Raw genomic sequence first — 15,242 nt, 5'->3', positions numbered from 1 at the left:
TGGATAGTGTCCACTGTAGGCGTACATTTTTTGAAAATCGTCAATCTTTGTTTTCCATAACGCAGACAGATATGTTAACATTAGCTGAGGGTTATGATCGGAATACGTAGGATTAGAAGTATAAGACCTGTATTTTCCCATTCTTAACCACACAATAAGGGAAAGACGGTCATGAATCACATAGGGTAAGTTAAGATTTATCGTGCGTTTTTTCGAAAATTGAAAGAGGTGACTCCTTTGAAGATATCAACAAAAGGCCGTTACGGTCTCACAATCATGATGGAGCTGGCTGCAAGAACAGGCGAAGGCCCTACATCACTTAAAAGCATTGCCGAGCGCAACCAGCTTTCCGAGCATTATCTGGAGCAACTGATCGCTCCGCTGCGTAATGCAGGACTTGTTAAAAGTATTCGTGGTGCTTACGGTGGCTACATTCTGGCAGGCGATCCTGCGACAGTAACCGCAGGTGACGTGATTCGCGTACTGGAAGGGCCAATCTCTCCGGTGGACTTCACCGAAGAAGATGACCCGGCTAAGCGGGATCTATGGCTGCGTATTCGTGATAGCATTGCAGAGGTACTGGATTCCACGACATTGAAGGATCTTATTACGTTCGAGGATCAGGAGAAAAAAGACAGCTATATGTTCTACATTTAATGAAATGTTCCATATCTAAATAAGATGACGAGCATCAGAGATCACACATATAAAGCCCCCATTATGGGGGCTTTAGCCATGCAACGAGCTATTTAAGCATATTTGTACATGTGAATTTAATTGCGAATTCGTACTTTAACGATAACGGAGTGAAGTGAAATGCAAAGAATCTACCTGGATCACGCTGCATCCACACCAATGCATCCACAAGTCGCAGAAGCGATGATGAAAGTTATGACAGAGCAATATGGGAATGCGTCTAGTATTCATGCATTTGGCCGAGATGCCAAACGCGTTGTCAGCGGCTCAAGAGATGCTGTAGCAAAGGCTTTGGGCTGTTTGCCGGATGAGCTAGTGTTCACTGGAGGTGGAACGGAAAGTGATAATCTAGCTATTTTTGGTGCGGTATCAGCAAGAAAAGATCGTGGACGTCATGTCATTACAACGGAGATTGAACATCATGCCGTATTGCATACTTGTCAAGAATTGGAGCGTCAAGGATACGAAGTAACTTATCTGCCTGTTGATCAACACGGAAGAATTAACGTGGATGAGTTACGTGATGCTATTCGTCCAGACACGATTCTGATTACGATTATGTTTGCCAACAATGAAGTGGGTACAATTCAGCCTATACGTGAGATTGGTGAGCTTGCAAGACAACATGATATCTGGTTCCATACCGATGCGGTTCAAGCATTGGGTACACAACAAATTTCCTGTCATGACTTGCCTGTGGATTTGATTAGTTTTTCTGCTCACAAAATCAATGGGCCACAAGGTGTCGGTGCACTCTATGTGCGGCGTGGCGTTGTACTGGAAGCAAGAGCACATGGAGGGTTGCAGGAGCGGCAGAGACGTGCAGGAACAGAGAATATGGCTGGCATTGCCGGATTCGCTGAAGCATTACGACTTGTTTCGGCAGAACAACAAGTGCGTTACAAGCATGATCTGCAGCTTAGAGCATTGTTGCTTCAACAATTGAAGGAGCACGTGGGGGCAGAGCATTTTCATGTGAACGGCCACCCCGAGTTCACGCTTCCCAACATTATAAATATTAGCTTCCCTGAAGTGTCCACGGAAACGATGTTAATGAACCTCGATATGGAGGGGATTGCTGTTGCCAGCGGCTCGGCATGTACATCAGGTTCTCTTGAATTGTCCCATGTGCTCAAAGCGATGAAGCTTCCAGAAGCATTTTTGCATTCAGCGATTCGTTTTAGCTGGGGATTGGGTAATACTACGGAAGAAATCAGGATAACCGCCGAAAAAATTGGAACCATTCTTGGGCGACTGCGTAATAGACCCTAAGGGGATCTTTACACATGGGACATAAGGAGGGAAGAAGTTCCATTTCATCGGTTGGATAGAGCGGTTTGGATGTTGGTATCTGATTGCCATTCATAAGCTTTGGGCATACCTAACAATGATAGCACCGCGCCTATTTAATGATAAGAAGATGAGGGGGACCCTACGATGAAGCTTCAGGAAATGATCGGTCTAGCTGTTTTTGATGTTGAGGATGGCAAACAGGTCGGCAAAATCCAGGATTTCATTGTGAGTGACGATTGGAAAATTGAAGGCATTGAACTTGAGAACAAAGGCCTGTTTACCAGTCATGTCAAAATCGTGCAGTGGCAAGATATCGTTGCCTACGGCGAAGATGCCGTCATGATCCGTAATCAACAGGCTGTCCGCAAGACGGGAGCCGACGACATAAAACATACGTACCTTCTCGGTCAATCTAAATTGAAGGAGAGAAATGTACTTACTGAAGAGGGTTTGTTATTAGGACGAATCTCTGATGTTTATTTTGACCAAGAGTTGGGAAATACAATAATAGGGATTGAAATTACGGACGGGTTCGTGTCCGATTTGATTGAGGGCCGTAAATGGCTGCCATGTACAAGCGATATGTCTATCGGGGAAAATGCCGTTATGGTACCTCCACTGAGTGAGCAACGCTTGGAAAATGCCATTCATTCTGTTAATGGATAGGTGAATGAATATGAAATGTCCAAACTGTAGTTCCAAAGATATCGGGAAAATTGGTTCCCACCAGTTTTATTGCTGGGGTTGCTTTATCGAATTAACGGTGAACGGAGAGAAGATGTCCGTGTATCAGGTAGAAGAAGACGGCACACTTAGCTCACTCGATGACTTGTTCTTCGGTGAAGAATTGCCACAAGACTTCCCTCACCTGCACGCGTCTTCTTAAGAGGTTGTTCAAAAAGTCCGCTTTTGATTACGAAAGATGCGCGAGTTGCATCTCAACGTCGAATATGGGATTCAGCCGAAATGTCCGTTGCTCACGTAGTTTTGCCTACGCTCCGCTACTCCATTTCTAGCTTCATCCCATCTTCTTGGTACTGAAAACCGACCTTTTTGAACACGTACTTAAAGTCAATGAACTTCCTCTATATGCGGTTTGATGACAGTTTATGTCGTTAAATGCTGTTGCGATACGCGCAACAGGGCATATTGATGTGTGGTTACATAGTAATTCATAGAGTATGCCATAATATATGCTCGACCGGATTACAACATGCGTCTCTTTCTCAATGAGAAGGAGGCGTTTTTTTGCGTTTAGATATAGTGCGTGTTCAATAAATGCGGTTTCTAACTTTTTTGAACAACCTCTAGTACGTGTCTGAAAATTCCGAAGTATGCAGCAGGGGCGAAAAGGCGGTAAAAGATGCACTTCAGCGAGTTTTGAGACATGTCCTGTTAATAAATATTCTCTTTCCTACATATACTGACTTTCAGAGCCAGTCCAAAAGGGAGAGATACAAGTGGAGCAATTAACCAAACACAAGCTGTTCCGTTACGCCATCTGGCTGCTGCTGGGCTTAATTATCTTATATTTTATCTGGCTGTTAAGGCCATTGCTGCTACATATATATGGATTTCTGAGAACAGTTCTGGCACCTTTTATCGTAGCACTTATCATATCTTATGTTCTGAATCCAATTGTAAGTATGCTAGGTGGGCGTAAAGTGCCGAGGACAATTGCAGTCCTGCTGATTTATGCTTTTTTCCTGACCTGTATCGGTGTGATCTTAATGAATGTGATCCCTGTATTGATTGAACAACTGGAAGAGTTGAATGAACATATGCCAGAGCTTTCGATGCGAGCCCAAAGTTTAATGAATAGCATGGATAACAAGTTAATGCCGCCAAGCGTGCGCACGGGCATGAATAGCTGGTTTTTTCAAATGGAGGATCGACTGACACAAGGGATTACGGTGCTGATGGATAATATCGGAGCAACAATTAACGTGTTGTTCAACGTATTTATCGTGCCTTTTCTTATTTTCTATATGCTTAAGGACTTTGAAGTATTTGAGCGTACTGTTGTTGCCTACTTACCCCGCTCACGTCGCAAAGCCATTGTTTCAGTCATGAAAGAGATTGATGCAGCACTGGGCAATTACATTCGTGGGCAATTTATTGTGTGTGTGATCGTGGGGATCTTTGCCTACATCGGTTACGTGATTGTAGATATGCCCTATGCCTTATTGCTGGCAAGCATTGTTGCTGTGTTTAATATTGTTCCTTATCTGGGTCCGTTTCTGGGGGCAGCACCTGCAGTCGTAATGGCGTCAACTGTATCTCTCAAAATGGTGCTGTTCGTGGTCATCGTCAATACGTTATGTCAGGTGTTAGAAAGTAACGTCATATCACCACAGGTGGTTGGGCGAACATTGCACCTGCACCCGCTGTCAATTATCTTTGCCCTTCTCGTTGGGGGAGAGCTAGCTGGTATTGTTGGACTTATTCTTGCCGTACCTGTCTTTGCAGTCCTGAAAGTGATTATGCAGCATTTCTTCGCATATTACATCAAGCGAAGGATTGAATAAAGCCAGTCTGGGAGCGGAAGTTACGTGCGTTGACACCTGATAGGCATATCGATATAATGAGGGTGTATGTTTAGACTATGAAATCGATGATGAAATAAAGTATGCCGGGGTTCCTTTCTCAGAGAATAGACTCCTTCGGAGCAGAGTTGAATCTGCCTGATGGCTGGAAGAGTCTAGGAAGTTGAAGCGGCAGAAAGCTAATTTCGGAGTGCAGGACAACCCTGCCGGAAGCGACCGTTATTCGCATCAACGAGGCGATTGTCTATTTATCCTGGATAAATGGCAATAACCAGGGTGGTACCGCGATAACATCGTCCCTGATATAATCAGGGGCGTTTTTTGTGTTGTTTTTATCGCATTATCATGATTAACAAACCGGGGGAGTTACAGCACCGGACATTATAATTAAATTGGAGGAAGACCAACATGAAAGCTAGTGAAATCCGGTCTAAATGGTTAGAGTTTTTTGCAAGTAAAGGTCATAAAATTGAACCAAGTGCATCCCTTGTACCTCACAATGATCCATCTTTGTTGTGGATTAATGCAGGTATGGCGCCGCTCAAACCGTATTTTGACGGTCGTGAGAAGCCAGAGAATCCGCGTCTTGCGAACTCGCAAAAATGTATTCGTACGAATGATATCGAAAATGTCGGCAAAACGCGCCGTCACCATACATTTTTCGAAATGTTAGGTAATTTCTCTATTGGAGATTACTTCAAGGAAGAGACTATCGAATGGGCATGGGAGTTCCTAACAAGCAAAGAGTGGATTGGTTTCGACCCAGAGCGTCTGTCCGTAACGGTATATCCAGAAGACGAAGAAGCGTTCAAACTGTGGAATGAAAAGATTGGTCTACCGGCAGAACGAATTATTAAGCTGGACGAAAACTTCTGGGACATCGGTGAAGGTCCTTGTGGACCATGTACGGAGATTTTCTACGACCGCGGCGAAGCTTATGGCAACGATATGAATGATCCAGAGATGTATCCAGGTGGAGAGAATGAGCGTTACCTCGAAGTATGGAACTTGGTATTCTCACAATTCAATCACAATAAAGATGGCAGCTATACCCCGCTTCCGAACAAAAACATTGATACAGGCGCAGGCCTCGAGCGGTTTGCTTCCATTCTTCAAAATGTGGATTCCAACTTCGATACCGATCTGTTCCAACCGATGATTCAGAGAACAGCAGCACTTGCTGGTGTTAAATATAATGATAGCGTGGAAATTGACGTTGCGCTAAAAGTGATTGCGGATCACATCCGTACGGTTTCTTTTGCTGTAGGTGATGGCATTCTGCCAGGTAATGATGGCCGCGGATATGTTATCCGTCGTTTGCTCCGCCGCGCAGTGCGCTACGGTAAAGTGCTTGGACTAGACCGTCCGTTCCTGTATGAACTGACAACTACCGTCGGTGAGGTTATGGGCGTGTACTATCCAGAAGTAGTGGAGAAGCAAGAGTTCATTGCTAAAGTCATCAAAACGGAAGAAGAGCGTTTCCATGAAACACTTAGCGATGGATTGGCGATTCTAGCTGATATTAGTGCAACAGCTAAAGCGGAAGGACGCACAGTGATTAGTGGACCAGAAGCTTTCAAATTGTATGACACATACGGATTCCCGTTTGACCTTACAGAAGACTATGCAGCTGAGAATGGCCTCACGGTAGATCGTGAAGGATTCGATGTATCGATGCAGAGACAACGTGATCTTGGACGAGCAGGTCGTCAAGAGAACGAAAGTATGAAGGCTCAAGGTGGCCCTCTTGCTGATCTAGAGGTTAAAAGCGAGTTTGTTGGTTATACTGACCTGTTGAAGGAAGCAAAAGTGGTAGCTATTGTTGCTGACGAAGCGCTTGTGGATGCTGTCGGTGAAGGGCAGTCTTGCCAGGTCATCCTTGACCAAACACCGTTCTATGCGGAAAGTGGCGGACAAGTCAGTGACCAAGGTTTATTGCGCGGAGCGAATATGACTGCTAAAGTTCAAGGCTTGTTCAAAGCTCCAATGGGACAACATGTACATTTGGTCGTGGTAGAAGCTGGTGAGCTGCGTGTAGGTGATGTCATTAAGGCAGAGGTGGATGCGTCCAAACGTGGGGATATTATTAAAAACCATACCGCAACCCACCTGTTGCACAAAGCGCTCAAGGATGTACTGGGAACTCACGTTAATCAAGCAGGATCATTGGTTGAACCACAACGTCTGCGTTTCGACTTCTCTCACTTCGGTAGCATTACACCGGAAGAATTGACGGAGATTGAGCGTCAGGTTAACGAACAGATCTGGAATCGCTTGAACGTGAACATCGAATTGAAGGCGATCGATGAGGCCAAAGAAATGGGCGCAATGGCGCTATTTGGTGAAAAATACGGGGATATCGTGCGCGTAGTTCAAGTAGGAGACTACAGTTTGGAACTTTGCGGCGGTTGCCACGTAAATAATACATCGGAGATTGGAATTTTCAAACTAGTAAGCGAAAGCGGAATTGGTTCCGGTGTACGCCGTATTGAAGCTGTTACGGGTCGTGGTGCATATCTCTATGTTGAGAGTCAATTAGAACTGTTGAAACAATCGGCTACCTTGCTCAAAGCGAATGTTGCTGATGTGCCTAAACGGATCGAAGGCTTGAATCAACAATTGAAAGAAGCAGCGAGAGAAGCAGAATCCCTGCAAAGCAAACTCAGTGCTATGGAAGCAGGTCAACTGACCGATCAAGTGGTACAAGCGGGTAACACGCAGGTGCTAGCGGCTCGTGTAGATGCTCCGAACATGGATGCACTGCGAACTGTAGCGGATGAACTGAAGGCGAAACTGCCTAATGCAGTCCTCGTACTGGGTGCTCCTGCAGATGGTAAAGTGAACTTTGTTGTCGCTGTACCTGCAGAGCAAGTGAAGCAAGGTCTTCATGCAGGTAAGATTGTCAAAGAAGTTGCAGCTGTGTGCGGCGGCGGTGGCGGTGGACGCCCAGATATGGCACAAGCTGGAGGTAAGGACGCATCCAAGCTGGATGAAGCACTGAAAGTGGCTGTATCACTTGTAAGTGAGCATGTTGTTTAATTCTAACGAAATCAATTGAATTGAACATCTACAGAGGATGAAGCGAATATAAATTACTGTTTTCAGTTACGAATGAACAGCAACAACTTGCTGTAAACCGTAACAGTCAAGCAAAAAACACAATTCGCTTCTCCTTTGTTTACTCGTGACAGTCAGAATATGTTATTATATAAGCAGAAATCAATTCGGCAGGACATGGTCCCCATGTTCATGCAGGAGCGAGGTGTCATCAATGGACTCCATGGATAAGACGGTTAAATTTAATGTGAAAGCTGACGAGCAGGAGGCATCCTCCCAAGAGATTCTTCTCACGGTATATGATGCACTGGTCGATAAGGAGTATAATCCTATCAACCAGATTGTCGGGTATCTGATCTCTGGCGACCCCGCATACATCCCTCGTCACAACAATGCACGCAGCCTGGTTCGGAAAAAGGAGCGCGATGAGCTCATTGAAGAGCTTGTACGTTCTTATCTGGCCAATCACCGGTAATGTACACCGCTTCCGCTGTGATGCAACCCATGCAGGGCAGCGGGAAATGAACCGACAGTAGTCAGCCTGAAGCTTGAGAGAGAGGATGATTCATCCTCCTAAGCAGGCTTGAGGATGGGAGAGCATGATGAAAATATTAGGTTTGGATTATGGGGACCGAAGAATCGGAGTTGCTGTCAGTGACGCCTTCGGTTGGACTGCCCAGGGATTGGAAGTGCTTGAACGCCGCCGGGATGAAGGTGAGTTCGGTCGAATTGCCGAGCTTGTGCGCGAGCACGAGGTTAGCGAGATCGTTGTAGGGCTCCCCAAAAACATGAACGGCACCGTAGGGCCGCGTGGTGAAATCTGTATCGATTTTGCCGAACGCCTGCGGGGCGAACTGAATTTACCTGTTCACCTTTGGGATGAACGGCTGACAACCATGGCAGCAGAAAGAACGCTGATTGAAGCGGATGTCAGTCGGAAAAAACGCAAGCAGGTTGTGGACAAAATGGCCGCAAGCTTGATTTTGCAAAACTATTTAGATGCCAACAGTAAAAGGTGAGGGGGATCAACAATGGCTGAAGATCAACTGGGTATGGAAGAAGAATCGGAGATTATTTACATCGCGGATGACGAGGGCAATGAAGAAGAATTCGAAGTCATCATGAAGTTTGAAGTAGATGGTTCGGAGGCCAAGTACATGATGGTTGCTCCGGTTGAGCCCGAGGATGGAGAGACGGATGTATATGCATTCCGTTACGAAGAAGAGGGCGACGACATTAAACTTTTCGTCATCCAAGATGATGCCGAATGGGATATCGTTGAGGAGACGTTTAATACATTCTTAGCAGAAGATGAAGAGGAAGCGAACTAAATGACTGAATACAGCCGCAAAGACCTAAAATGGACAGATTCACTGCGTTTGGCTTTTGGTGCTCAAGTTGAGCTCGAGGAAGAGAACGGGAAATCACATCCCTACGACTTGCTGGCTGAATTCGAAGTGCATGGTCAGCAATACGCCGTACTTCGAAGCTCATTGCGTCCTTATGACGAAGTTGAACTTCTGAGAGTATTACCAGGTAGTGAAGACCAGATCATGCCGGAGTTAGTAACGATTGACGATGATGAAGAATGGGAGGACATTTCGGAATTATACGATGAATGTACACTTCCCATTGATGAAGATTAATCAGCTTCAAATTGAAGAAACCGGAAGGGCGGAGAAGTCCGCTCTTTTTGGTTGTGTAAAGGAGTTGTTTCTTTTTTGAAAGGGAAAGTCTGGATGATTCTTCTGCTTATCATTGTTATAGCTGTCGGTGGGGCTGGTGCGTATGCCTGGAACATGATGCGTCCACTCGAAGCTTCAACAGAGCCGATCGTTTTTGAGATCAAAAGTGGAACAGGAACATCGAAAATTGCAGAACAACTACAGCAAGAAGGTCTTATTCGAAGTGGCCTAGCTTTTAAAGGATACTTGAAATGGAAGAAGCAAGGTTCGAATTTTATGGCAGGTACCTATTCGATGAATCCAGGTGTGTCATATGAGGAGATCGTGAACAAGCTGAATAATGGTGAAGTTGTACCCGAGGAAATGGTGAAGTTTACGATTCCGGAAGGGTATACTGTGCTGCAAATGGCAGATAAATTATCGGAAGAAGGCATTGTGGATCGCGATGAATTTATCAAGCTTGCCAATGACCCTTCGGCCTTTGATGTAGATATTATTAAAGATATTCCAGTAGATGAAGAGCTGCGTTATGTGCTCGAAGGGTATCTGTTTCCAGAAACCTATGAACTCAAAAAGGACAGCTCTACCCATGATGTTATGCAGCGCATGCTGGAGGAGTTCCAGACCAAAGTGAATTCAATTCCGAATCTGGAGACTGAGCTGCAAGAGAAGAAGTTGTCATTGCATGAATTGCTGACTATCGCTTCGCTAGTGGAGAGAGAAGTTGTCGTCGATGTTGAACGTCCTCTAGTCGCGGGTGTGATCTATAACCGGATTCATCAGGACATGAAGCTGGAGATTGACGCTACAGTGCAGTATTTGTTGGACAAGCCAAAGGCTAGATTACTTTTCAAGGATCTAAAGGTAGAGAGTCCCTACAATATGTATCTGAACAAAGGGCTACCTCCGGGGCCCATCGCAAGTCCAAGTCTACCGTCCATTCAGGCGGCACTTCAACCAGAAGCTTCAGAATACCTATTTTATGTAACCAAAAAAGACGGTTCGTCCGGGCATTTGTTTGCCAAAACGTATAAGGAACATCAGCAAAATATAGCCAAGAGTAAGGCTGCGCAATAAGCGGAGGGGATGTATATGAGTAAGAAACATGAACTGCTGGTTACAGCAGCGAATGTAAATGAAGCAGAGGTACTGTTACAGGCAGGCGCGGATGCCCTGTTAGTTGGGGATGATCGATTCGGTATGCGACTTCCTGGTAGCTTCACTATAGAAGAGACAGCAAAGGTCGTAGAACTTGCAACTCAACATCAGGCACGCGTCTATGTATCTATGACGAACTTGATGTCTAATGATCTGCTGAAGGAACTACCTGAGTACGTGCAAGCATTGGGCAAAATCGGTGTACACGGAGTGGAATTTAATGATCCGTCGGTGCTTGGAGCTATTCGAGAATACGCTCCACACATTCAGCTCCATTGGAATGCAGAGATGACGTCGACCAACTATGCCACCGCCAACTATTGGGGGACAAAAGGTGCTAGTCGTGTTGTGTTGGCGCGCGAGCTGAACATGGACGAGCTTACAGAGATGGTTCCTTTTTTGAAGGTGGAAGCTCAGGTACAGGTACATGGGATGACTAATATTTATCATTCCAAGCGTAGCCTCGTACAGAGTTACATGGCACATCAGGGTCGTCCTGTGGAGGGAGATCTCGGCAAAGAGCGTGGCTTGTTCTTGATTGAAGCTGAGCGACGGGATGAGAAATTCCCGATCTATGAAGATGTGAACGGGACACATATTATGAGTTCAGAGGATATTTGCATTTTGGAGGATCTACATTTGCTAATGGAGGCAGGTGTGCATAGCTTGAAGATTGAAGGCATTTTGAAGCCGCTAGCCTACAATGTAGCAGTAGTTAAGGCCTACCGAAAAGCAATTGATCATTATATCTCAGATGCTGATGCATATGCCTTCTCCGAAGATTGGCTGGATGAAGTTCGTGAATTGCAAGATCCTGAACGGGAATTGTCATTTGGGTTTTTCTACAAAGAACAAGTGTATTAATAGAAGAGGTGAAGAAAATGGAAACAGTGGCGGTACAGCGGAAGTTCTCCGGCAAACGTAACCGTCTGGATAAACCGGAGTTGCTTGCTCCGGCTGGGAATCTGGAAAAACTGAAGTTTGCAATCCATTACGGCGCAGATGCTGTGTATATTGGTGGACAGGCTTATGGCTTACGTTCGAATGCAGACAATTTTAGCTTTGAGGAAATGCGTGAAGGTGTTGAATTTGCCAAGAAATACGGCGCGAAAGTGTTTGTGGCAACGAACATCTATGCACACAATGAAGATATTGAGGGGATAGAAACGTATCTTCAGAATCTGTACAATGCCGGCATTTCGGCTGTAATCGTAGCAGACCCAGCCATTATTGAAGTAGCGCTGCGTGCGGTTCCTGGACTTGAGGTTCACTTGAGTACCCAACAGTCAACCCTTAACTGGCAAGCTGTGAAGTTCTGGAAAGATGAAGGACTTCCACGCGTTGTTCTAGGTCGTGAGACAAGCTTTGAGGAGATCGAGGAGATCAAGGCGCATGTCGATATCGAGATTGAAGCTTTCATCCATGGTGCAATGTGTTCTTCATATTCCGGACGTTGTGTATTATCTAACCACTTTACGGATCGGGACTCCAATCGCGGAGGCTGCTGCCAATCCTGCCGCTGGAAGTATGATCTATTCGAAGATGCACGAGAAGAAGGGGTATGGGTCAGCGAAGAAGAGATGCAGATGCAAGCACCTGCTCCGTTTAACCTGGGTGAGAATCAGATTCCGTTGTTTGAAAAACAGGATAACGCGTTCTCGATGGGTTCCAAAGATCTGTGCATGATCGGGCATATTCCTGAATTGATCGACGTAGGTGTGGATAGCTTCAAGATCGAAGGGCGTATGAAATCCATCCACTATGTAGCCACTGTGGTTAACGTGTATCGTCAAGCGATTGATTCTTATATGGCTGATCCAGAAAATTATGTGTTGAAACCGGAATGGGTTGAAGAGATGAATAAGGCTGCAAACCGTCCGTTAAACACAGGTTTCTTCTATGACACTCCAGACCATGAGGATCACATCTACGAGCCAGAAGAAAAAGCAGTTCCTTATGACTTCGCAGGGCTTGTTATGGATTATGATGCTGCTACGGGTATGGCGACAATTCAACAACGCAATCACTTCAAGCCGGGCGATCAAATTGAGTTTTTCGGCCCAGGTGGGACATTCTTCAAACAAGTTGTAGGAGAATTGCAGGATGAGGAAGGCAATGTTCTGGATGCGGCAAGACACCCATTGCAACGTATCAAAATGAAAGTAGATCAACCTATTTCTTACTTCGATATGATGAGAAAAAAGAAATAGTCTTACAGACCTATAATATAACAAAATAGTATTATGAAATGACAATATTATGTTATAAAACAATAAAAACGACCTCCGTATATCGGTTAAAGGGGGTCTTTTTTGTATAGAAAATTAGGAAAAAAGTTGTAAAAAAATTTCGTTTTAGTAAAGGGGAAATAGGAAAACTGTCGAATAATACATGTTTATAGGGGAAAGTAAGAAAAATCCAACAAGTAGAAACTGGCAGGTGAATGGGAATGGTTCAAAAGAAGCAGAAAGAAAATGGGGAAAAGAAGGAAAAGCCGGTGAAGGAAAATAAAGTGTTAAACGTGTTAAAGGAAAAGATTACGAAAAAGGGAAAAGCTGTACATAGCAAAGCGGATGGAGCTCCGAATAAAAAGCCCTTTAAAGTAAAATGGAGCAAGCCAGATTTGAAAAATGTGAAGTGGAAGAATCTAGGGGGTTCAACGTTATCCCAAATTAAGAAAGCGAATCCAATTAAATCGGTTGGCGTCAAATTGTTCTTTATCTTTTTTGCTGCAATTATGATTTTTGTCGTTAGCTTGGGGCTATTATCTTATAATAAAGCCAAAAACACGATTGAACAAAATGCTTCTCTTTCTAACCAAGAGACGATTGATCAAACCAAGCAAAAGCTGGATATTATTTTAGAACGTTTTGTGGATACATCCACACAGATTTTCTTCGATCCAGAGATGCAATCGTTATTGCAGAAAATGTCTGACAAGAACTTGTCTGCGTATGACCTATTTGTGAATTCTAGTTCCATCAACAAACAGTTGTCCAATATTGCTTTTACAAACAAATCCATGGAAGCGATTTATTTGGTTCCTACGGATGAAACGAAATCAACGATGGGTACAGGGAATAGTAGTTCCTCCATGGGAAGCATTCGTACTGAGCCTTGGTATGCTGAGCTCACCCAATCCGGTGGATATCGCTGGTTGCCTACAGAGAATGAAGAAGATGGATCTATGCCAACCTTCCGCATTGCTCGTTCAATGAAGAACTTGCAAGGCTCCAACCAATCGTATGTCTTAATTATTGAACTTAAATTAGAAGTATTGGAAGAACAATTGAAATCGCTTGATCTGGGTGCAGGTTCAGTTCTACAGTTGATTGCTCCAGACAATAAAGTTGTTGCTTCTACCATTCCGGATCGGACAGGAAAAGATACCGAACTGGCATTTTTCAAAGATCTTACCGAAACGACAGGAAGTCTTAATACGGAATACACGGTGGATGGTAAGAACACAGAGATGTTAGCTGTGTATAGCACGATGGAATCCTCCAACTGGAAATTAATCGGTATGTTGCCAACGTCCGTATTGGTTAAAGATGCCAAGGGTATTCTTACGCTCACATTGTGGATGGCACTACTTGATGCTGCAATCGCAGTCTTAATCGGTATTTGGATGGTTCGTATGTTTGCCCGTCCGCTCGGTAAATTGAAAGACCTGATGCAACAAGGAGCCAAAGGTGATCTTAAAGTTCGCACGCCGTATACATCTAAGGATGAGATTGGTCAATTGTCGGCTGCCTTCAATGAGATGATGGAGCAGATTACCAAGCTTGTTGAACAAACGAATCGTTCTGCACAAGAAGTGCTGGATACAGCGTCGGAGCTCAGCAATGCTTCCAAGAAAACGGCTGTTTCCGCTTCTGAGATCGCTGTAGCTACAGAAGAGATTGCAGGAGGTGCGAGCAGTCTTGCAAACGAAGCTGAGCGTGGGAATGATCTCACAGATAACATCTCTCGTCAGATGGAAAGTGTGGTCGCTGCCAATGAGGAAATGGGACAATCCGCACGTCATGTTGAGAAGTCCAGTGAAACGGGTATTCAGCATTTGAATCAATTGATGACCAAAACCCAGAAGACCGAAGAAATGATTGGTGCACTGGTGAACAAAGTGGATTCCCTTAAAGAGAGCACGTCCTCTGTTCTGAAGGTGCTCGATGTAATGCAAAATATTACGAAGCAAACGAACATTCTGTCCCTTAATGCTACGATTGAAGCGGCAAGGGCGGGTACGGCGGGGCGCGGATTTATGGTCGTTGCGAATGAGGTGCGGCAATTGGCTGAGCAATCTAGGAAGTCGATTGACATGGTTGGAGAAATTACAGACAACATCATGGCCGAAATGAATGAAACCGTTACAGCCTTATCGGATGCATACCCATTGTTCAAAGAACAAATGGATTCCGTGAAGGACACTAACGTCATTTTTGCTTCAGTTCAGCAACAAATGGGTGCGTTCGTAGAACGACTGGATATGGCAACAAGCTCAATTGGAGACTTGAACCAATCACAGGTTACGCTATCTGAAGCGATGAGTAACGTTAGTGCTGTAGCGGAAGAATCATCAGCTACCTCACAAGAGGTTGCTTCACTCAGTAGTGAACAGCAAAATATTAGTAATCAGCTGGTTAACCTGTCTGATAAGCTGCAGAATGTATCCACCGAATTGAAAAACACCTTGTCACGTTTCACCGTGTAATCACATAATCTAAGAGAAGACCTGTTCCGATGATGGAACAGGTCTTTTGCTGTTATTTATTGGATACATACATGTCCTTTGCAGCATACTATGCTA

14 protein-coding genes are annotated in these 15,242 nt (G+C 44.7%); all 14 read left to right on the top strand.

Features of this window, described 5'->3' with window-relative positions:
- The first annotated feature begins 237 nt into the window (after positions 1 to 237).
- The 14 genes from cymR to MH215_RS24745 all read left to right on the top strand — a co-directional run bounded on the left by cymR (position 238) and on the right by MH215_RS24745 (position 15,146).
- Positions 238 to 657, top strand: coding sequence for a cysteine metabolism transcriptional regulator CymR (gene cymR / locus MH215_RS24810; protein WP_056701259.1), 420 nt, complete (start codon positions 238 to 240; stop codon positions 655 to 657).
- A 159-nt stretch (positions 658 to 816) separates the two neighbouring features.
- Positions 817 to 1,968 (top strand): cysteine desulfurase family protein, encoded by a 1,152-nt coding sequence (locus MH215_RS24805; RefSeq protein WP_239293749.1) that lies wholly within the window; start codon positions 817 to 819, stop codon positions 1,966 to 1,968.
- Between the two features lie 165 nt (positions 1,969 to 2,133).
- Positions 2,134 to 2,655 (top strand): PRC-barrel domain-containing protein, encoded by a 522-nt coding sequence (locus MH215_RS24800; protein WP_056701263.1) that lies wholly within the window; start codon positions 2,134 to 2,136, stop codon positions 2,653 to 2,655.
- A gap of 10 nt (positions 2,656 to 2,665) precedes the next feature.
- Positions 2,666 to 2,875, top strand: a complete 210-nt coding sequence (locus MH215_RS24795; RefSeq protein WP_024633070.1) for a hypothetical protein — start codon at positions 2,666 to 2,668, stop codon at positions 2,873 to 2,875.
- A gap of 574 nt (positions 2,876 to 3,449) precedes the next feature.
- Positions 3,450 to 4,517, top strand: coding sequence for an AI-2E family transporter (locus MH215_RS24790; RefSeq protein WP_056701265.1), 1,068 nt, complete (start codon positions 3,450 to 3,452; stop codon positions 4,515 to 4,517).
- 426 nt (positions 4,518 to 4,943) lie between these two features.
- Complete coding sequence (alaS, locus tag MH215_RS24785) at positions 4,944 to 7,574, top strand: alanine--tRNA ligase (RefSeq protein WP_239293748.1); 2,631 nt, start codon at positions 4,944 to 4,946, stop codon at positions 7,572 to 7,574.
- 232 nt (positions 7,575 to 7,806) lie between these two features.
- The gene (locus tag MH215_RS24780; RefSeq protein WP_056701269.1) at positions 7,807 to 8,067 is read left to right on the top strand and encodes an IreB family regulatory phosphoprotein; all 261 of its coding nucleotides are present in this window, start codon (positions 7,807 to 7,809) and stop codon (positions 8,065 to 8,067) included.
- Between the two features lie 127 nt (positions 8,068 to 8,194).
- The gene (gene ruvX / locus MH215_RS24775) at positions 8,195 to 8,611 is read left to right on the top strand and encodes a Holliday junction resolvase RuvX (RefSeq protein WP_186380887.1); all 417 of its coding nucleotides are present in this window, start codon (positions 8,195 to 8,197) and stop codon (positions 8,609 to 8,611) included.
- 12 nt (positions 8,612 to 8,623) lie between these two features.
- Positions 8,624 to 8,923 carry a DUF1292 domain-containing protein gene (locus tag MH215_RS24770; protein WP_024633075.1) on the top strand — a complete coding sequence of 100 codons (300 nt, stop codon included), beginning with the start codon at positions 8,624 to 8,626 and terminating at the stop codon, positions 8,921 to 8,923.
- On the top strand, positions 8,924 to 9,238 hold the full coding sequence (locus tag MH215_RS24765; protein ID WP_239293747.1) for a DUF1292 domain-containing protein: 315 nt from the start codon (positions 8,924 to 8,926) through the stop codon (positions 9,236 to 9,238). It abuts the gene before it with no gap.
- Between the two features lie 93 nt (positions 9,239 to 9,331).
- Entirely contained in the window at positions 9,332 to 10,354 is a 1,023-nt protein-coding gene (mltG, locus tag MH215_RS24760) for an endolytic transglycosylase MltG (protein WP_239293772.1), read from the top strand.
- A gap of 15 nt (positions 10,355 to 10,369) precedes the next feature.
- On the top strand, positions 10,370 to 11,299 hold the full coding sequence (locus tag MH215_RS24755; protein ID WP_056701275.1) for a peptidase U32 family protein: 930 nt from the start codon (positions 10,370 to 10,372) through the stop codon (positions 11,297 to 11,299).
- 17 nt (positions 11,300 to 11,316) lie between these two features.
- On the top strand, positions 11,317 to 12,645 hold the full coding sequence (locus MH215_RS24750; protein WP_239293746.1) for a peptidase U32 family protein: 1,329 nt from the start codon (positions 11,317 to 11,319) through the stop codon (positions 12,643 to 12,645).
- A 239-nt stretch (positions 12,646 to 12,884) separates the two neighbouring features.
- Positions 12,885 to 15,146, top strand: a complete 2,262-nt coding sequence (locus MH215_RS24745; protein ID WP_239293745.1) for a methyl-accepting chemotaxis protein — start codon at positions 12,885 to 12,887, stop codon at positions 15,144 to 15,146.
- Positions 15,147 to 15,242 lie beyond the last annotated feature (96 nt).

Source organism: Paenibacillus sp. ACRSA, assembly GCF_022346845.1.
Taxonomy (GTDB): domain Bacteria; phylum Bacillota; class Bacilli; order Paenibacillales; family Paenibacillaceae; genus Paenibacillus.
The sequence above is the reverse complement of the archived record's forward strand: the minus strand, read 5'-3'. Positions and strand labels throughout refer to the sequence as shown.